Below are 18128 nucleotides of genomic sequence, written 5' to 3'. Positions count from 1 at the left end.
CCCGGTTCAGCGCGTCAGCTCGTAGATCGGCACGAACCCACCGTAGATCATCCGCGCGCCGTCGAACGGCATCGGATTCGTCGCGGGATCAAACCGCGGGTCTTCCATCATCTTCTTCATGCCGGCGTCGCGGGTCGGCTTGTCCGGCCATTCGATCCAGGAAAACACGACCGTCTCATCTGGTGTGGCTTTCACCGCACCGAAGAAGTCGGTGTTTTTGCCGTGCGGTACGTCGTCACCCCAGCACTCGACCACACGCAGCGCGCCGTACTCGATGAAAACGGGATCCCCTGTGCGTGCATGGGCGAGGAACTTCTCCTTGTTGGCGGTGGGCACCGCCAGGACGAAACCATCAATGTAGCTCATTGCCTGCCTCCGGATGGACCGTGCCGCATGCACGGCCTTCAAGTACCCGACGAACCAGGGCGCCGTGGATCGACATCCTGTGTGCGCCTGTTCAGCCCGGCCCACCGGGCAGCGGCGCCAGCACCGTCTCCGGTGGCTGCTGGCCGGCCAGGTGGCGCACGAAGTAGTCCCACATGCGGTGCGTGTAGGTGGCGTCGTTGCGGAACAGTTCGTGGTCCTGCCGGGCCAGGTACAGCAGGTCGTAGCTGCGCTGGGCCTTGTTCAGGGCGGCGGCCAGCTGCAGGGTCAGCGCCGGCGGCGCGTTCTCGTCCAGTTCGCCATAGACCAGCATCAGATGCCCACGCAGGTTGCCGGCCAACGCTGCATTGTCGAGTCCGGCAAACGGCGCCGGCACGCCATCGGCCAGGGGTGTTGGTGGCAGCACGCCACCGAACAGCCGGTCCATGCCGTGCAATGCACCGCCGTACATGCCCTGGAAATTGTGGCTGCCGGCCGAGGCCACGCCCACCTTGTAGAACGCCGGATAGCGCAGCAGGGCGCGCGCTGCACTGTAACCACCGAACGAATGCCCGTAGATGCCGACCCGCTGCAGGTCGATGCCCCGGTAGCGTTCGCCCAGCTGGCGCAGCGCAGCCACATGGTCATCCAGCTGCACATCTGCCCCGTGCAGGAAGCTGCTGTCATGGAACGCCTTGTCGCGGCCACCGGTGCCGCGCGCGTCGATGCTGACCACCACGAAGCCCAGTTCGGCCAGGCTGGCGCGTGACACCGGATTCAAGGCGGACACCGCCTCGGCGTAGGTCACCGGCGCATTGCTGACGAAGGAGCCACCGTACATCGCGTCGATCACCGGAAAGCGGCCGTCGTCGCGATAGTCGCGGGGCAGGTAGACGGTGGCGAAGATCGGCGTTCGCCCATCGGCGGCCAGCAGCCGTTCGCGCCGTGGGGGGCGCCAACCGGCAGCAATGATCGCGCCGTCATCCGCTGTTTCCAGCACCATCACTTCACGGCCGTCATCGCTGGCCCGCAGCACGGTGCGTGGTGGCTGGTCGAGACGGGAAACGGTATCCACCAGATAGCCACCGCCAGGCGACAGCGCCTGGGGGGCGCGCCCGCCGAACAACGCGCCGGTGCCGGCATCGGCCAGATGGTCGTTGCCATCGGCGGCCAGGCGCTGGACCGGTCCACCCTGCAGCGATACACGGTACAGGCCGCGTACGTAGGGGTCGCCACCGTCGACGCCGCCGGCGCTGAAGTACGCCCAGCCACCCGCAGCGTCCACGCCCAGCAGGTCGCGCACCGCCCATTGGCCGCGGGTGAGCTGGCGCAGCACCTTGCCGTCGGACAGGCGGACCCGGTACAGCTGGCCCCAGCCATCGCGCTGCGAGAACCACACAGCCGTGTCCTGGCCGGGCAGGATGGCCACCGCTGGCCGGTTGTAGGAATACACGTTGAGCTGCAGCCGGGTGTTGCTGGCTTCTTCCAGAACCGTGCGCAACGCACCGCTGTTGGCATCGATCTCCACCAGGCGCAGCCTGCGCGGTGCGCCGAAGTGCGCGATCACGGCATACAACCGGTCGCCGTCCCAGCCGAGTACGCCGGCTTCGCTGAGGGTGTTCCAGCCTTCCGGCAAGGCGATGTCATGCTGCTGGCCGTTGCGGGTGTCGACCACATACAGGCTGTCGCGCACCTGCCGGGTGTCACCCAGCAGCCCCAGCTTCACCGTATGCACGCGCGGCCGCGCGCTGTTGGCCGGGCTGCTTTCCAGATAGGGGTAGTCCTGCAGCGCGCGTTCGTCGTAGCGGATGCCGGCCACGTAGCGGCCATCCGGTGACCAGCCGACCGCGAACGGCCGCGTCGGCATCCGGCCCTGGCGGCGTGGAATGCCGCGCAGGGTGAAGTCCGGCAGCACGCCATAGCCATGATTGGATTCACCGCCGCTGGTCAGCGCTCGTGCTGCCATTCCGGGCGAGTGCAGCCACAGGTTGTGATCGCGTACCTGCAGCCAGGCATCACCGCCGGGCGATGGCAGTGCATCGGTCGCTGGCGCTGCATCCCGCGAACGCACGCACTGCAGGCGTGGCCATTGACAGCTGATCGCCGCCTCGCCGTTGAACTGCAGGCGCAGGCCTCCATCCAGTACCTGCACGTTGTTCAAGCGCAGGCGTGGTCCGCTGGCGCCGAGAGGTGCAACCGCCGCGTCCAGCGCATCGGGTTCGAACAGGATCTGGCGTGTGGCCTGGACTGGATCGACCAGTACCGCTTGGCGCCGGCCCTGCGTGGTTTCGCGTTCGTACCAGAAGCGCCCATCGGCCAGCCAGTGGGGCAGCACCGAAGCATTGCGCAGCGCACCGCGAAGGTGACTGTCATGCACGCGTTCGGCGCGCTGGTAGTCAGCGGCCTGCAGTGCGTGCGCAGCGTGGATCGGGAACAGGGCAGCGCATGCCAGGAGCGCGGCGCGAACAGGCACCAGCGGCGGATCGGAAACGTACAAGGCAACCTCCTGTTGCAATCGACGACGAATCACAAATGCACGCGCGCCGCGCGCGTATGCCAGAGACAGCCTGAATCAAGGCAAAAAATTCAGCAATGCGAAGACCGCTGTTTTCAGGGAGCGTTGTGGCGAATAACGGAGAATTTACATTCCCGATGCGATGGCGCCCTGGCGCTGCTGCACACCATAAGAAAGTAAAGGTGTACCCCCATGAAGAATTCGCTGATTGCTCTGGCCCTGGCCGCTGCCCTGCCGTTCACCGCCTCGGCTGCTGAGAACCTGTCGTACAACTACGCCGAAGCCGACTACGCCAAGACCGACATCGACGCGTTCAAGGCCGACGGCTGGGGCGTGAAGGGTTCGTACGGCTTCCTGCCGAACTTCCACGCTTTCGGTGAGTACAGCCGCCAGGAAATCGACCACACCAACATCAAGCTGGACCAGTGGAAGATCGGCGCCGGCTACAACGTTGAAATCGCCCCGACCACCGACTTCGTTGCCCGCGTTGCTTACCAGAAGCGCGACCAGAAGCACGGCCTGGACTTCAATGGCTACAGCGCTGAAGCCGGTATCCGCACCGCCTTCGGTGCCCACGCCGAAGTCTACGGCATGGTCGGCTACGAAGATTTCTCGAAGAAGCACGGCATCAATCCGGAAGGCCAGTGGTACGGCCGCCTGGGTGGTCAGGTCAAGCTGAACCAGAACTGGGGCCTGAATGGCGAGCTGAAGATGAACCGCGACGGCGACAAGGAATACACCGTCGGCCCGCGCTTCAGCTGGTAATTGCTTCCTCGGCGCGCCTGCGCGCCGAAGATGCCTCGACAGGCCCGGCCCATGCCGGGCCTGTTGCGTTTCCGGCTGGGCAAACGCTACCTGACCGTGTCGCGGCGGAAGGGCGGCATTGCAACGAATTGGATTCCGCAGGCGTCGGCTGCGCCCTAGGGTGAGTGGCCTGTTCTGCAGGAATGCAACGATGCCCACGTTTCCGTCGCCCCGCGATTCTCCCTGCCGCCTCTTGCTGCTGGATCCACACCCGCTGTTGCGGCATGGCGTGCAGGAAGTCCTGGCCCGGCAGGCGGGCCTGCAGGTCGATGGAAGCTACGGCCGCAGCGGTGATCTGCTGCAGCGCCTGCAGCAGCAGGCGGCCGCGATCGATCTGCTGCTGGTCGACGCCTTGCCGATCGGTGACAGCGGCGAAGGCCTGGAACTGCTGCGGCACCTATCACGCCACTGGCCGGCAGTGCCGATCCTGGTGCTGACCGCACACTGCAACGCGGGTGTCATGTCCTTGGCCTTGCAGGCCGGTGCGCGCGGATTCCTGTCCAAGGCCTGCGCGCCGCAGATGCTGCTGCGGGCAGTGAGCGTGGTTGCCCGTGGCGGGCGCTTCGTGCCGCCGGATCTGCGTGCACAGTTGAACCAGTCCCGTCGGCAGCGCCAGCAGTCCATGCGTTCACCACGGTTGAGTACCCGCGAGCGCACCGTCCTGCAGTGGGTGCTGCGTGGTTGCAGCACCGGCGAGATGGCACGCCGCAGTGGGCGTGCAGCCAGCACCATCAGCACGCAGAAGCGAGCGGCGTACCGCAAGCTGGGCATCCGCAACGATGGCGAGCTGTTCCGCTTCCGCCATCTGATCGACGCTGATTGAGGTGGCGTTACTCGCCCTGGTACTGCTTTTCTTCCACCAGGGCCGAACCGGCCACGCGGTTGATCTCGTTCTTCACCTGCACGCGCTCGCCATTGGTGCCATAGACACCACGCGCCAACTGGATGAAGGCATCGTCGAACACCTGGGCCGCTTCCTTGTCGCGCAGCTGGTCCTGGATGTCCCACATGCGCTCGTTGATCGCCTTCAGCTGCTGCTTCAGCACGGCCAGCGCCGGCTGAGCCTGCAGCTGCAGCTGCAGCAACGGCAGCAGGCCGTCCAGCTCGGTGCGCACGTTGCTCAGCTTGGCGGCATCGTCGATGCGCTCGGCCTTGATCTCGAGAATGGTGATCTTGTCGATCAGCTCGCCGATCGATACCGGAGTCAGGATGGCGTCCACGCGGTTGGTTCCTGGAAACAGGGCGCCATGATACCGCGCTGCTGGCATGTGGCCCCGGTCCGCGGGATTTACGCCGAATTTGCGCCACGGGCCCGGCAGCACCCTCGATCCGTTACGGCCACCGCCTCGACACTGCGGTCCCGGCGGCGTGACCGCCTTCGACGAGGAACACAGTGCAGTGAACAGCAAGGGGATGATGGCGGCAGTGGTGGCCGCCCTGGCAGGGCTGCTCGGCATCGGCACCGCCCAGGCGCAGGTGCAGGTGAGTGGCAGTGCCGCATTGACCAGCGATTACGTGTGGCGCGGCAGCTCGCAGAGCGACGGCGACCCGGCGGTGCAGGCCGGCGCGAAGGTCTCGATCCCATCGGGCTGGTACGCCAGCGTGTGGGGGTCCAACGTATCGTTCAAGCCGGACAACGGCGCGCGCAGCGAGTTCGACCTGGTGGCCGGTTGGAGTGGTGCACTGGCACCGGACTGGGCACTGGATGCCAACCTGACCCGCTACGTGTACCCGGGCACCGGCCGCGCGCTGGACTGGACCGAGCTCAATACCACCGTGACCTGGAAGCAGCGCGCTTGGCTGCAGCTGGCGCATTCCAACGACGCGCTGGCGGGCGGCCATCGCGGCACCTACGCCCAGCTGGGTGTGCGGGTGCCGTTGCACGAGCGGTTCCGCCTCGAAGCGGCGGTGGGCCAGTATTGGCTGGCCACCGCACAGGGGCCTGATTACCTGCATGGCCAGCTCAGTGCCATCGCCTCGCTGACCCCGGCATGGGAACTGCGCGCCACCGTGCATGACACCGACAACGCAGCGAAGCGGCTGTTTCCGGGCAATGCCGGCGGACGCTGGGAGCTGGCGCTGCAGGGCAGCTTCTAGTCAGTCACCGAAGCCTGGCGCGCGCGCAGCGCGCCGGGCAGCCACAGCAGCAGGGCCAGCATGGCCACCGCAGCACCGGCCACGCAGACGCCGGTCCAGCCGAAGCGCTGGTAGACCTGCGCCGACAGCAGCGAACCCAGCGAACCGCCGATGAAGTAGCCGGTCATGTAGCCGGCATTGAGGCGGTTGCGCGCTGCCGGTTGCAGTGCATAGATCAGGTTCTGGTTACTCACGTGCAGCAGCTGCGCGGCCAGGTCCAGCACCACCACGCCGACCAGCAGCGCCAGCAGCGAGTGTGCCGACAGCCCCAACGGCAGCCACGAGAGCAGCAACAGCATCAGTGCGATGGCAGTGGCACGTCCGGTCTGGCCACGATCGGACATGCGCCCGGCCAGGCCGGCCGCCAGCGTACCGGCGGCGCCGACCAGCCCGAACAGGCCGATGGTGGCATCGCTGTAGGCGTAGGGCGGTTGTGCCAGCAGGAACGCCAGCGGCGTCCAGAAGATCGCGAACATGGCGAAGCTGCAGGCGCCCAGCAGGGTGCGCTGGCGCAGCACCGGCTCCTGCACGAACAGCACGCCGATCGAGCGCAGCAATGCGAAATAGCCGAGGCCGGCGCTGTGGTGGAATCGCGGCAGGCCGCGCTGCAGCGCCAGCGCGGTCAGCACCAGGGTGCCGGCGGCGATCGCATACACCAGGCGCCAGTCGCCCAGGCTGGAAAGCAGGCCGGCCACGGTGCGCGCCAGCAGGATGCCCAGCAGCAGGCCACTCATCAATGTGCCGACCACGCGGCCACGATGTTCCGGCGCGGCCAGCGTGGCCGCAAACGGCACCAGTACCTGCGCCACCACCGAGAACAGGCCGGTGATCGCGGTGCCGACCAGCAACCAGGCCAGCGATGGTGCACAGGCACTGATCACCAGCCCGCCTGCCGACAGCAGGCTCATCACCACGATCAGGCGGCGGCGTTCGAACAGGTCTCCCAGCGGCACCAGCAGGATCAGTCCGGCGGCATAGCTCAGCTGTGCGGCAGTGACCACCATGCCGACCTGGCCGAACGGCACACCGAAGGCATCGGCGATGGTGTGCAGCAGTGGCTGCGCATAGTAGTTGCTGGCCACGGCCACGCCGGTAGCCACCGACATCAGCAGCACCTGCCAGCGGTGCAGAGGGGGGAGGGACGGACTCACGCGGTATTCCACAAAGCGGGATGCACAGTGTCCGCCTGCTGCGGCCATGATGGAAATGAATCATCATCATCCATGCCATCTGTAAACGAGATAGTTGGATGAATCTCAAGCAGCTCGAGTTTGCCGTCGCCCTGGCCGAAGAGGGCAATTTCACCCGCGCCGCAGAACGCTGCCACGTGGTGCAGTCCGCGTTGAGCCACCAGATTGCCTACCTGGAGCAGGAACTGGGTACGCCCCTGTTCGAGCGCCTGCCGCGGCAGGTGCGGGCCACCGCCGCCGGCGAGGCGCTGCTGGTGCATGCACGCCAGGTGCTGGCCAGCCTGCGCCACCTGTGTGCCGACGTGGCCGCCGTCACTGGCGAGGTGCGTGGCCTGTTGGCGATCGGGCAGATCTCCTCGCTGACCGACATCGATGTGGTGGCGATGCTGGCGGCCTTCCAGCAGGCGCACCCGCAGGTGGAGTTCCAGCTGCGGGTCGACAAGAGCGAGGACCTGATCGCGCAGGTGCAGTCGCGAGAGCTGGACGTGGCACTGGTCGGATTGGCGCCGTCGGCGGGGCTGGACGGGGTCTGCCACCAGATGCTGCAGGAAGAAGACCTGGTGGCGGTGCTGGCGCCATCGCACCGCTTGGCCCGCCGCAAGCGGCTGCCATTGACCGAACTGCAGGACGAGGCGCTGGTCGACTTTCCGCGCGGCACCGGTGCGCGGCGGCAGACCGACGATGCCTTCGCTGCCGCTGGCCTGCCGCACACGGTGCGCTTCGAGGTCAATCTGATGGAACTGATCGAGCGCTTCGTTCGCCATGGGCTGGCGGTTGGCATCGTGCCAGCGTTGATCGCCGACGGGTTCCAGGGGGTGGTACAGATTCCGCTGCAGCCGACCCCGACCCGCCGCGTGCACCTGGTCTGGCAGCGACTGCCGACACCGGCGGCGCGTGCGTTCGTCGAGGCCGTGCTCAGCCGCGCAGGCGCAGGCTCAGGCCCTTGAGGAAATTGCGCAGCATCTGGTCCAGGCAGCGCCGGTAGTTGGTGTGCCCGGGCTGGCGGAACAATGCGCCCACTTCCGACTTGGAGACGTTGAAACCGGCGCTGGCGAAGATCTCCATCAGATCGACGTCGCGCAGCTGGAAGGCCACGCGCAGCTTCTTCAGCACCAGGTTGTTGTCGATGCGGGTTTCCACCGCACGCTGCGGCTGGCTTTCGTCGCGACCGCGCAGGTGCACGATCAGGCCGTCGAGGAAGTGCGCCAGCGCGCTGTCGCTCATCGCCTCGAAACCGGCTTCGTCCTCGCGGCGCAGCCAGGCCTTCACCTGTTCCGGATCCACGGCGAAGGCCGGGTCGGCCATCTGGCACAGGGTCACCACGTGGTGGTCGCCCAGGTCCAGGGAGTAGCGCACGCTGCGCAGGACATCGTTGTTGATCATGGCCCCAATTGTACCGGTCACCCCGACAGGTGGGGCCGGATCTGGCCGATCAGGCAACGCAACCCCCGGCCGACGGTGCCAGAATGGGGGTCTGGTTTTTCCCCCTGGAGTTGCCTGATGACCCGCACTGTCCTGATTACCGGCGCCACGTCCGGCTTCGGCGCCGCCGCCGTCCACCGCTTCGCCCAGGCGGGCTGGAAGGTGATCGCCACCGGCCGCCGCGGCGAACGCCTGCAGCCGCTGGTCGAGCGCTACGGCAAGGACGTGGTGCATGCCGCCGCCTTCGACATCCGCGATCCGGTGGCGATGGAAGCGGCGCTGCTGGCACTGCCGCCGGCCTTTGGCGAGATCGATCTGCTGGTCAACAACGCCGGCCTGGCGCAGGGCACTGCGCCGGCACAGAGCGCCAAGTTGTCGGACTGGACCACGATGATCGACACCAACATCACCGCGCTGGTGACCCTGACCCACCGCCTGCTGCCGCAGCTGGTGGAGCGCAAGGGCGCAATCATCAACATTTCGTCGGTGGCCGGCGTCTACCCGTACCCGGGCGGCAATGCCTACGGTGGCACCAAGGCTTTCGTCAGCCAGTTCTCGCTCGGCCTGCGTTCGGACCTGCACGGCACCGGCGTGCGCGTGACTACGATCGAGCCGGGCATGGCCGAAACCGAGTTCACCGTGGTGCGTACCCATGGCGACCAGGCGGCGTCGGACAAGCTCTATACCGGCGCCAACCCGATGACCGCCGAAGACATCGCCGAACAGATCTTCTGGGTGGCCAGCCTGCCGCCGCACCTGAACATCAATCGCCTGGAACTGATGCCGGTCAGCCAGTCCTTCGCCGGTTTCCAGGTCGCCCGCGAAGGCTGACGTTCATTTGTAACGTCGAGCCATGCTCGACTGCTCTTCGCCCTTTGTAGAGTCGAGCCATGCTCGACTGCTTTCAACAGAAGCCGAGCATAGGCTCGACTCTACACAGACAAAAAAAAGCCGGGCTGTGCCCGGCTTTTTCATTCACTTCGGCAGACTCACTGTGCCTTGATCGCCATCGCCTGCAGGCCGGTGCCATCCAGCTTCTGCTTGGCTTCAGACAGTTCACCTGCACTGCCATACGGTCCCATGCGCACGCGGTACACGGTCTTGCCGTTGATCTGCGCCGATTCGACGCGTGCCGCCAGGCCCATCATCGCCAGCTTGGCCTTGGTCGCTTCGGCATCGCCGGAGGCACCGAACGCACCCGCCTGCAGGATGTAGCGGGCATTGTCGGCGGCAGCCGGTGCCGCAGCGCCTGCGGTAGTGGCCGCGGTCGGCGCGGTTTCCGCACGCGCTGCCGGAGTGGCGGCGGCGGTGCTGGTCGACGCCGTCGGCGTGCTGGCCGGAGGCGTTGCCGCAGCCGGTCGTTCGCTCAGCGGTGCCGGCAGCGGACGGCTGGTGGCGGTCACCGGCGCGGTGCTGGCCACGCTGGCGGTTGCCGTCGGTGCGGGCGCGGTAGCCGCTGGCGGCGGAACCGGCTTGCCTTCCAGTGCCGCCTGCGCGCGCTGCGCTTCAGCCTTGGCCCGGCGCTGGTCTTCAGCACGCGCGCTGGCAGCCAGCTCGGCGTCGGACATTTCAACTTCCTTGCCCGGCAGCAGGGTGTAGAAGTCGTACTGGGTGGCGGCCGGCTTTTCCGGTTCGGCCGGCTTCGGCGTGGCCGGCTGCGCGGCCGGCTGGGTGCCGACATCGCTGTCGGCATCAGCGACCGGGGCAGGCTGCGCGTTCGGGTTCGGCTGCGGACCGGCGCGCAGGAAGCCATCGCCTTCGCCCTTGAACAGGTTCGGCGCCGCCAGGAACACCACGGCCGCAATCGCCACGCCAGCGACCAGCCACACCCATCCGGGTGTGCCCTGGCTGCTGCTGTTGCGTCGTGCCTGGTTTTTGCCGCGTCGTGCTGCCATGTGTACTGCGTCTCCTGATGCTTACATTTTTTCCGGGGCGCTGACGCCCAGGAGTTCGAGGCCGTTGGCCAGCACCTGGCGCGCGGCGCAGGCCAGGGTCAGCTTGGCGTTGCGATCCGCAGCGTCTTCCACCAGCACCGGCGTCCCGTGATACCACGTGTGGAACGCGTGCGCCAATTCACGCAGGTACTGCGCCACCAGATGCGGTTCCAGCGCCACGCCGGCCGCCTCCACCACTTCCGGGTACCGCGAGATCTCGTTCATCAGCAGCAGCGAGGCGTCGTCGGCCAGGCGGCCGAGGTTGGCCAGGCCATTGCCCTGTTCGTACACCAGGCCCTTCTCCTGTGCCTGGCGCAGCAGGCTGCAGACGCGGGCGTGCGCGTACTGCACGTAGAACACCGGGTTGTCGTTGCTCTGCTGGCGGGCCAGGTCGATGTCGAAGGTCAGCTGCGAATCGGGCTTGCGCGCGATCAGGAACCAGCGGGTGGCATCGCGGCCGGCCTCCTCGATCAGGTCGCGCAGGGTGAAGTAGCTGCCGGCACGCTTGGACAGCTTCACTTCCTCGCCGCCACGCATGACGGTGACCATCTGGTGCAGCACGTACTCCGGCCAGCCCTGCGGGATGCCCACTTCCATCGCCTGCAGGCCGGCGCGCACGCGTGCCAGCGAACCATGGTGATCGGCGCCGAGCTCGGTGATCGCGCGCTCGTAGCCGCGCTGCCACTTGGACAGGTGGTAGGCCACGTCCGGCACGAAGTAGGTGAAGGTGCCGTCGGACTTGCGCATCACGCGGTCCTTGTCGTCACCGAAGTCGGTGCTGCGCAGCCACAGCGCGCCACCTTCTTCATAGGTATGACCCGACGCCTGCAGCTTGGCGACCGCTTCGGCCACCTTGCCATCGGCGTACAGCGAGCTTTCCAGGAAATAGATGTCGAAGTCGACGCCGAACGCGGCCAGGTCCAGATTCTGCTCGTTGCGCAGGTAGGCCACAGCGAAGCGGCGGATCGCCTGCATGTCGTCCGGGTCCTTGGCACCGACCACGGTGCTGCCTTCCAGATCGACGCTGGCGCCGGCCATGTAGGCGCGGGCGACGTCGGCGATGTATTCACCGCGGTAGCCACCTTCCGGCCAGCCATCCTGGTCCGGCGCGATGCCCTTGATCCGCGCCTGGGTGGACAGCGCCAGGTTCTCGATCTGCACGCCGGCGTCGTTGTAGTAGAACTCACGCTTGGCGTTCCAGCCGTTGGCGTCGAGCACGCGCGCCACGCAGTCGCCGATCGCCGCCGCGCGGCCATGGCCGACATGCAGCGGGCCGGTCGGGTTGGCCGACACGTACTCCACGCCCACCGTGCGGCCATTGCCGGACAGGTTGCGGCCGTAGTCGTGGGCTTCCTTGATGACCGACGCGGCTTCACGCTGGTACGCGGCCGGCGCCAGGTGGAAATTGATGAAGCCGGGGCCGGCGATCTCGACCTTGCTGACGTCCTCGCTGCGCGGCAGTGCCTCGACCAGCGCCTGTGCCAGTGCGCGCGGATTGCTGCGCGCGGCCTTGGCCAGCAGCATCGCGGCATTGGTGGCGAAGTCGCCGTGGTCACGGGTCTTCGGGCGCTCGACCACGAAGTCCGGCGGCAGGGAGTCGGCGGGCAGGGTGCCATTGGCGCGCAAGGCTTCGATGCCTTGGCTGATCAGGGCGCGGAGGAGATTTTTCACGAGGCCTGCTGTGAGAATGAGCGGCGGAATCGCCCATTTTAGCGCAGATACCAGCGGCCACGCTGACCGAAACCTGCCTGTGGGGGCGACCGATGGCGCCTGGAGGGCGGGCGCTCAGCCGAACAGGCGGGGCTGGGGCGGCGACAGCAGGCCTCGTTCAGCAAACGAAACGGGGCGGCCCTCACCGACCACGAAGTGGTCCAGCAGGCGCACGTCCACCATCGCCAGTGCCTGCTGCAGTTCGTCGGTGATGCGGGTATCGGCGCTGGAGGGTTCCGGGTCGCCGGAAGGGTGGTTGTGGCTGAGGATCACCGCCGCCGCGTTGTGCAGCAGGGCGCGCCGCACCACTTCGCGTGGGTAGACCGGTGCGGCGTTGATGGTGCCGTGGAACAGTTCCTCGCAGGCGATCAGGCGGTGCCGGTTGTCCAGGAACAGGGCCATGAAGATCTCCCGGGCCTGCCCCCGCAGGCGGTGCTGCAGATAGCGGCCGACCGCGGCCGGGTTGTTGCCGACCGCTTCGCCGTGTTCCAGCTCGGCAGCCAGGTAGCGGTGGGCCAGTTCCAGCCCGGCAGCCAGCGTACAGCTGCGCGCCGGGCCGAGCCCGGGCAGGCGGGCCAGGTCACGCGCGGGGCGGTCCAGCAGCACCCGCAACGGGCCGTGCGCCTGCAGCAGGTCGCGCGCGGTCTGCACGGCATCGCGGCCACCGAACCCGGAGCCGAGAAACAGGGCCAGCAGTTCGGCGTCGGAAAGTGCCGTGGGCCCGCGCGCGATCAGCTTCTCGCGGGGGCGTTCCTGTTCGGGCCAGTCATGGATGGGCATGCCTGCATCATCGCCAGCCCGGGTGGCGGCTCCCATCGGTGCACACCGCAGCACCGGGTCGGGCGATGCCTCACCCGCGCCGGGTCTGCAGATAGTCGAACAGTTCCTGGTTGTTCTGCAGGCCCAGCTTGCGCTTGGCTTCGGCCTTCTGCCGGCTGATGGTCTTCGGGCTGCGCCCGCAGCGTTCGGCGACGGCATTCACGCTGAGCCCGGCCGCCAGCAGATCCAGCACTTCCTGTTCCCGCGCCGACAGCGGCGCCGGTTCGCGCGGGAACAGCAGGTCGCGCGCCTGCAGGTGGTGGCGCAGTTGTTGGGAAACGAACACCTGGCCGGCCAGTGCGGCGTTCAGTGCCTGCGGCAGTTCGGCGAAATCGGCGCATTTGTCGACCAGCCCACTGATGCCCTCGCGCAGCAGTCCGTCCAGCAGCCCGGGATGGCGGGCGCCGGTCAGCACCACCACCGGCAGCCCGGGGTGACGCACGCGCAGCGCGTCGATCAGCTCTGGACCGTCCGGGCCGTCACCCGGCATCGACAGGTCGGTCAGCACCGCATCGCAGTCGTGGTGGTCCACCAGCTCCAGCAGCTGGGCGCCGTCACGTGCACTGCCGACGATGTCCATCAGGTGGGTCTGCAGCACGATACGGATGCCATGCAGGACCACAGGATGGTCGTCGGCAATGATGATGCGTGGATGCACGAGGCTCCTCGAAGGTCGAACAGGCCACGGCAGACGGCAGCCAATGCCTGATTCTGCAAAAGCGCAGACCCGCAGAGGTATAGGAAAGGTCCGAAACCGATGCCCGGCAAACCCCGGGTCAAGCGCAACGTGCTCCATCTGCTGATAGCTGTCCGCTATGTGCACCCTGCACCGGGACATTACCGACCATCGGGTAAGCTAGCGCCCTCGTTTGCACAGGAATTCCAGGTGGCTGACTCCCCCAACGCTTCCCCCGCGCCGGCCCGCGCGCTGGAAGGTCAGAAACTGCTGTTGTGCGTCGGAGGCGGGATCGCGGCCTACAAGGCCCTGGAACTGGTGCGGCGCCTGCGCGACGCCGGTGCCCAGGTGCAGGTGGCGATGACCGCCGGTGCCCAGCAGTTCGTCACTCCGCTCAGCTTCCAGGCCCTGTCCGGGCAGCCCACCCGCACCACGCTGTGGGACAGCGCCGCCGAACAGGCCATGGGCCACATCGAGCTGGCGCGCTGGGCCGACCGCATCGTGGTTGCCCCGGGAACCGCCGATCTGCTGGCCCGGCTGGCCCAGGGCCATGCGGATGACCTGGTCAGCACGCTGTGCCTGGCCAGTACCGCGCCGTTGACGATCTGCCCGGCGATGAACCATCGCATGTGGCTGCACCCGGCCACCCAGGCCAACATCGCCCTGCTGCGCCAGCGCGGCGCGCAGGTGATCGGCCCGGTTGACGGCCCGCTGGCCGAAGGTGAATCCGGTCCCGGCCGGCTGGCCGAACCGGCCGACATCGTGGCCGCGCTGGCCGCCAACGGCGGTGCCGCCGCTGCGGTTGCCGCGCCGGAAACCCGCGCGCTGCAGGGCCTGCGCCTGCTGATCAGCGCCGGCCCGACCTATGAAGACATTGATCCGGTGCGCTATGTCGGCAACCGCAGCAGCGGCAAGATGGGCTTTGCCCTGGCCGCGGCCGCCGCCGCGATGGGTGCTCAGGTGGTGCTGGTCAGCGGCCCGGTACAGCTGCCGACGCCGCCCGGCGTGCAGCGTGTGGACGTGCGCTCGGCTGCGCAGATGCGCGATGCCGTGCTGAAGTCGCTGCCGGCCGACATCTATATCGGTGCCGCTGCAGTGTCCGACTACACGCCGCGCCAGGTCGCGCCGCAGAAGCTGAAGAAGACCGCCGACAGCCAGTCGCTGGTGATCGAGCTGGTGCGCACGCCGGACATCCTTGCCGAGGTGGCTGCGCAGACGCAGTCGCTGAAGCTGGTGGTCGGCTTTGCCGCCGAAACCCACGACGTGGAGAAATACGCGCGTGGCAAGCTGGTCGACAAGCGCCTGGACCTGGTGATCGCCAACCAGGTCGGCATCAGCGGCGGCGGTTTCGAGAGCGACAACAATGCCGCCACGGCCTTCTGGCAGGACGGTGAACAGGTATTTCCGGCCACCTCCAAGCGTGAGCTGGCCGAACAACTGCTGGCGCTGATCGCGCGGAGACTCCAGGCATGACCCAGGCTTTCACTTCCCAACCGCTGCAGGTCAAGCTGCTCGATCCGCGCTTCGGCGACAGCTGGCCGCTGCCGGCCTACGCCACCGAAGCCAGCGCCGGCATGGACCTGCGCGCGGCGCTGGATACCGCGCTGACCCTGCAGCCGGGTGACACCGCGCTGGTGCCCAGCGGCCTGGCCATCCACATTGCCGACCCGAACCTGTGCGCGGTGATCCTGCCGCGCTCGGGGCTGGGCCATCGCCACGGCATCGTGCTCGGCAATGGCACCGGCCTGATCGACGCCGATTACCAGGGCCCGCTGCTGATCAGCGTCTGGAACCGTGGCCGCGAGGCCTTCACCATCGAGCCGGGCGATCGCATCGCGCAGCTGGTGATCGTGCCGATTGCCCGCGTCAGCCTGCAGGTGGTGGATACTTTCACCGACAGCGTGCGGGGAACGGGTGGATTCGGCCATACCGGGGTGCGTTGACAGGGGACATCGATGAGCGGCATCGGGGAAGGACAGCGGGGACGGTCGTTGGGACGCAGTGCGCCACTACTGGGGGTGCTGCTGATCCTGCTGGCCGGCTGGTTCGGATGGAGCGCAGTCCAGCAATGGCGCCAGGAGGCCAACGGCCAGGCGCTGGAAGCTGCACGTGACCAGGCCGTGCAGGGCCTGCAGGAGGCCGCTGCCGGCCAGCTGAAGCAGCTGCAGCAGCAGCTGAAGAACGAGCGCGTGCAGCAGGCGCTGCAGGCCGGTGATGCCGCTGCGGCGGCACTCGCGGTCCGCGAGAGCTGGACCGGCGTCGAGCACGCCGAGATACTGACCGCCGATCTGGCCAACGCCTACGCCGACCCGGCCGCCTTTGGCTATGCCCGCCTGGCGCTACTGGAAGCGGCATTGGCCGAAGGCAAGCCCAGCCTGCGCGTGGTCCGCGATGGCGGTGGCAATCGCCTGGGCCTGGCAGCGCCGGTTCAACTGGGCAGTCTCGGCCCGGCGGTGCTCTACGTGCGCCAGCCATTGCTGCGGCTGACCTCGCCGCTGGACCAGGTGAGTGCGCCATCGGCCGGTTTCCTTGGCCTGCGCCAGGGCGCGCATGACCTCGTCGCCCAGGGCGATGCCGGCCTGGCCGAAAGCGCCGAAGCATTGGCCCGGCCGATTCCGGGGACGCCGTTGCGGCTGGTGGCCGCGGTACCCAATGTCGAACCTGGTCCGCTGGGCCTGGGTTCGCTGGCCAGCGCCATCGTTGCGCTGCTGCTGGCGTTCATCGCCGTGCTGCTGGCGGTGGGGCGCGGCCGCCTGCCGAAGTCGCTGCCGCTGCCGCGTCGGGCGACCGTGGCGGAAGCCGATCATGGCCCGACCCTGAGCGAGAGCCTGCAGATGGCGCCGCCGCCGGTGGCCGAGGCCAGCACAACTGAAAGTGCACCGCCGCCCCCGCCACCGGTTCCGGCCGAGGAACTGGCGGCCGGTATCTTCCGCGCCTACGACATCCGCGGCGTGGTTGGCAGTGAACTGACGCCGAAAACGGCGGCGCTGATCGGCCAGGCCATCGGCACCGTGGCCCTGGAGCAGGGCCTGCGCGAGGTGGTGATCGGCCGCGACGGCCGCCTGTCCGGCCCGGAACTGGCCGCAGGGTTGGCCGAGGGCCTGAGGCGCGCCGGTTGCGCGGTGATCGACATCGGCCTGGCACCGACCCCGGTCGTGTACTACGCCGCCTTCCATCTGCGTACCGGCACCTGCGTGGCGGTCACCGGCAGCCATAACCCGCCCGAGTACAACGGTTTCAAGGTGGTCATCGGCGGCGAGACGTTGTCCGGTGATGCCATCACCGATCTGTACCAGCGCATCGTCGAAGGCCGCCTGGTACAGGCCGCCGAGCCGGGCGATTACCAGCAGCGCGATGTCAGCGCCGACTACATCCAGCGCATCGCCGACGACGTGCAGCTGGACCGCCCGTTGAAGGTCGTGGCCGATGCCGGCAACGGCGTGGCCGGCGCGCTCGCGCCGCAGCTGCTGGAAGCGATCGGTGCGGAAGTCATCCCGCTGTACTGCGATGTCGACGGTACCTTCCCCAACCATCATCCCGACCCCAGCGAGCCGGCCAACCTGGAAGACCTGGTGCAGACGGTGAAGCGCTTCGGTGCCGATCTCGGCGTCGCCTTCGATGGCGACGGTGACCGCCTGGGCGTGGTCACCGGCGAAGGAAAGATCATCTATGCCGACCGCCTGCTGATGCTGTTCGCCGCCGACGTGCTGATGCGCAATCCGGGCGCGATGGTGATCTACGACGTGAAGTGCACCGGCAAGCTGTCCGACCACGTGCTGCGCAATGGTGGCAGCCCGCTGATGTGGAAGACCGGGCATTCGCTGATGAAGGCGAAGATGCGCGAGACCGATGCTGAGCTGGCTGGCGAGATGAGCGGCCACTTCTTCTTCAAGGAGCGCTGGTTCGGTTTCGACGATGGCCTGTATGCGGCTGCGCGCCTGCTGGAGATTCTGGCCCAGCGCGAGGAGACTCCGGACGAGGTACTGGCAGAGCTGCCGGAGATGGTGGCCACGCCGGAGCTGAAGGTGCCGGTGGCCGAAGGCACGCCGCATGCGCTGGTGGCGATGCTGGTGGCGGCGGCGCAGTCGCCGGACAACCCGTATGTGGGCGGTCGCCTGTCGACCATCGATGGCCTGCGCGTGGACTTCCCCGATGGCTGGGGCCTGGTGCGCGCCTCCAACACCACGCCGGTGCTGGTGCTGCGTTTCGAAGGCAACGACGAGGCGGCACTGGAACGCATCCAGGCGCTGTTCCGCAGCCAGCTGCAACCGGTGCTGGGCGACACCCCGCTGGGGTTCTGAGGTGGGGCCGGGCTGCGCCCGGCACCCGCCGAAGCAACGGCAGCAGCAACATCAACATCAACATCAACATCAACATCAATAGCGAGCTATCCGCGAGATGGCGGGGCGGTGTCGGAGTGCGGGGACGCCGCAAGTACGTCCCTGTAGGCTTGGCAGCCGCTTGCTCGTGTGCGCTGTCCTGCGCACACGGCAAGACCGGGGTTGGGCGTCCTGCCCAACCCGCCCGAGGCATGCCTCGGGCCCATGCGGCTGACACCC

Annotated in this window: 17 protein-coding genes; 8 read left to right on the top strand and 9 right to left on the bottom strand. The window is 67.7% G+C overall.

All coding sequences use genetic code 11. From position 1 onward, the window contains the following. Positions 1 to 6 precede the first annotated feature (6 nt). Together ABE423_RS09670 and ABE423_RS09665 are read right to left on the bottom strand one after the other, a co-directional pair. Positions 7 to 366, bottom strand: a complete 360-nt coding sequence (locus ABE423_RS09670; protein ID WP_346485875.1) for a DUF1428 domain-containing protein — start codon at positions 364 to 366, stop codon at positions 7 to 9. 91 nt (positions 367 to 457) lie between these two features. Continuing rightward, entirely contained in the window at positions 458 to 2860 is a 2403-nt protein-coding gene (locus tag ABE423_RS09665) for a DPP IV N-terminal domain-containing protein (RefSeq protein WP_346485873.1), read from the bottom strand. Positions 2861 to 3070: 210 nt separating this feature from the next. Here ABE423_RS09665 and ABE423_RS09660 point away from each other — a divergent pair, with 210 nt between their 5' ends. Next, positions 3071 to 3643 carry an Ax21 family protein gene (locus ABE423_RS09660; RefSeq protein ID WP_032130335.1) on the top strand — a complete coding sequence of 191 codons (573 nt, stop codon included), beginning with the start codon at positions 3071 to 3073 and terminating at the stop codon, positions 3641 to 3643. A 190-nt stretch (positions 3644 to 3833) separates the two neighbouring features. Beyond that, positions 3834 to 4505: a response regulator transcription factor gene (locus tag ABE423_RS09655; protein WP_180838492.1), complete on the top strand. Its 672-nt coding sequence runs from the start codon at positions 3834 to 3836 to the stop codon at positions 4503 to 4505. Between the two features lie 7 nt (positions 4506 to 4512). Here ABE423_RS09655 and ABE423_RS09650 read toward each other — a convergent pair whose 3' ends face one another. After that, positions 4513 to 4902 (bottom strand): DUF6165 family protein, encoded by a 390-nt coding sequence (locus ABE423_RS09650; RefSeq protein WP_032130333.1) that lies wholly within the window; start codon positions 4900 to 4902, stop codon positions 4513 to 4515. A gap of 178 nt (positions 4903 to 5080) precedes the next feature. Between ABE423_RS09650 and ABE423_RS09645 the strand changes: the two genes are divergently transcribed. Continuing rightward, a complete protein-coding gene (locus ABE423_RS09645; RefSeq protein ID WP_032130339.1) occupies positions 5081 to 5779 on the top strand; it encodes a TorF family putative porin in 699 nt (232 codons plus the stop codon). Here ABE423_RS09645 and ABE423_RS09640 read toward each other — a convergent pair. Then, positions 5776 to 7017 carry an MFS transporter gene (locus ABE423_RS09640; protein ID WP_032130332.1) on the bottom strand — a complete coding sequence of 414 codons (1242 nt, stop codon included), beginning with the start codon at positions 7015 to 7017 and terminating at the stop codon, positions 5776 to 5778. The two genes, ABE423_RS09645 and ABE423_RS09640, sit on opposite strands and share 4 nt — an antisense overlap. Before the next feature lie 50 nt (positions 7018 to 7067). Here ABE423_RS09640 and ABE423_RS09635 point away from each other — a divergent pair, with 50 nt between their 5' ends. Further along, positions 7068 to 7955, top strand: coding sequence for a LysR family transcriptional regulator (locus ABE423_RS09635; RefSeq protein ID WP_346485869.1), 888 nt, complete (start codon positions 7068 to 7070; stop codon positions 7953 to 7955). Here ABE423_RS09635 and ABE423_RS09630 read toward each other — a convergent pair. After that, positions 7924 to 8391, bottom strand: coding sequence for a DUF1456 family protein (locus ABE423_RS09630; RefSeq protein ID WP_005411992.1), 468 nt, complete (start codon positions 8389 to 8391; stop codon positions 7924 to 7926). The two genes, ABE423_RS09635 and ABE423_RS09630, sit on opposite strands and share 32 nt — an antisense overlap. Positions 8392 to 8508: 117 nt before the next feature. On the opposite strand from ABE423_RS09630, the gene ABE423_RS09625 reads away from it, so the two are divergent. Next, positions 8509 to 9261: an SDR family NAD(P)-dependent oxidoreductase gene (locus ABE423_RS09625; protein WP_019337645.1), complete on the top strand. Its 753-nt coding sequence runs from the start codon at positions 8509 to 8511 to the stop codon at positions 9259 to 9261. Positions 9262 to 9419: 158 nt separating this feature from the next. Here ABE423_RS09625 and ABE423_RS09620 read toward each other — a convergent pair whose 3' ends face one another. From ABE423_RS09620 to ABE423_RS09605, 4 genes are all read right to left on the bottom strand, one after another. After that, on the bottom strand, positions 9420 to 10325 hold the full coding sequence (locus tag ABE423_RS09620) for an SPOR domain-containing protein (protein WP_032130329.1): 906 nt from the start codon (positions 10323 to 10325) through the stop codon (positions 9420 to 9422). A 21-nt stretch (positions 10326 to 10346) separates the two neighbouring features. Then, positions 10347 to 12035, bottom strand: coding sequence for an arginine--tRNA ligase (argS, locus tag ABE423_RS09615; protein WP_012478915.1), 1689 nt, complete (start codon positions 12033 to 12035; stop codon positions 10347 to 10349). Positions 12036 to 12149: 114 nt separating this feature from the next. Continuing rightward, complete coding sequence (radC, locus tag ABE423_RS09610; RefSeq protein ID WP_032130338.1) at positions 12150 to 12854, bottom strand: DNA repair protein RadC; 705 nt, start codon at positions 12852 to 12854, stop codon at positions 12150 to 12152. Positions 12855 to 12924: 70 nt separating this feature from the next. Further along, positions 12925 to 13551 carry a response regulator transcription factor gene (locus tag ABE423_RS09605; RefSeq protein ID WP_293798007.1) on the bottom strand — a complete coding sequence of 209 codons (627 nt, stop codon included), beginning with the start codon at positions 13549 to 13551 and terminating at the stop codon, positions 12925 to 12927. 228 nt (positions 13552 to 13779) lie between these two features. On the opposite strand from ABE423_RS09605, the gene coaBC reads away from it, so the two are divergent. The 3 genes from coaBC to ABE423_RS09590 are packed head-to-tail and all read left to right on the top strand — an operon-like array spanning position 13780 to position 17870. Next, positions 13780 to 15042, top strand: coding sequence for a bifunctional phosphopantothenoylcysteine decarboxylase/phosphopantothenate--cysteine ligase CoaBC (gene coaBC, locus ABE423_RS09600; RefSeq protein ID WP_346485864.1), 1263 nt, complete (start codon positions 13780 to 13782; stop codon positions 15040 to 15042). Beyond that, positions 15039 to 15512, top strand: coding sequence for a dUTP diphosphatase (dut, locus tag ABE423_RS09595; protein ID WP_032130326.1), 474 nt, complete (start codon positions 15039 to 15041; stop codon positions 15510 to 15512). Before coaBC ends, dut begins: the two co-directional genes overlap by 4 nt. A 12-nt stretch (positions 15513 to 15524) precedes the next feature. Beyond that, a complete protein-coding gene (locus ABE423_RS09590; protein WP_346485862.1) occupies positions 15525 to 17870 on the top strand; it encodes a phosphomannomutase/phosphoglucomutase in 2346 nt (781 codons plus the stop codon). Positions 17871 to 18128 lie beyond the last annotated feature (258 nt).

Source organism: Stenotrophomonas sp. TWI1409, from assembly GCF_039673015.1.
Classification (GTDB): Bacteria; Pseudomonadota; Gammaproteobacteria; order Xanthomonadales; family Xanthomonadaceae; genus Stenotrophomonas; species Stenotrophomonas maltophilia_A.
This window is presented reverse-complemented; position numbering and strand designations above follow the sequence as displayed.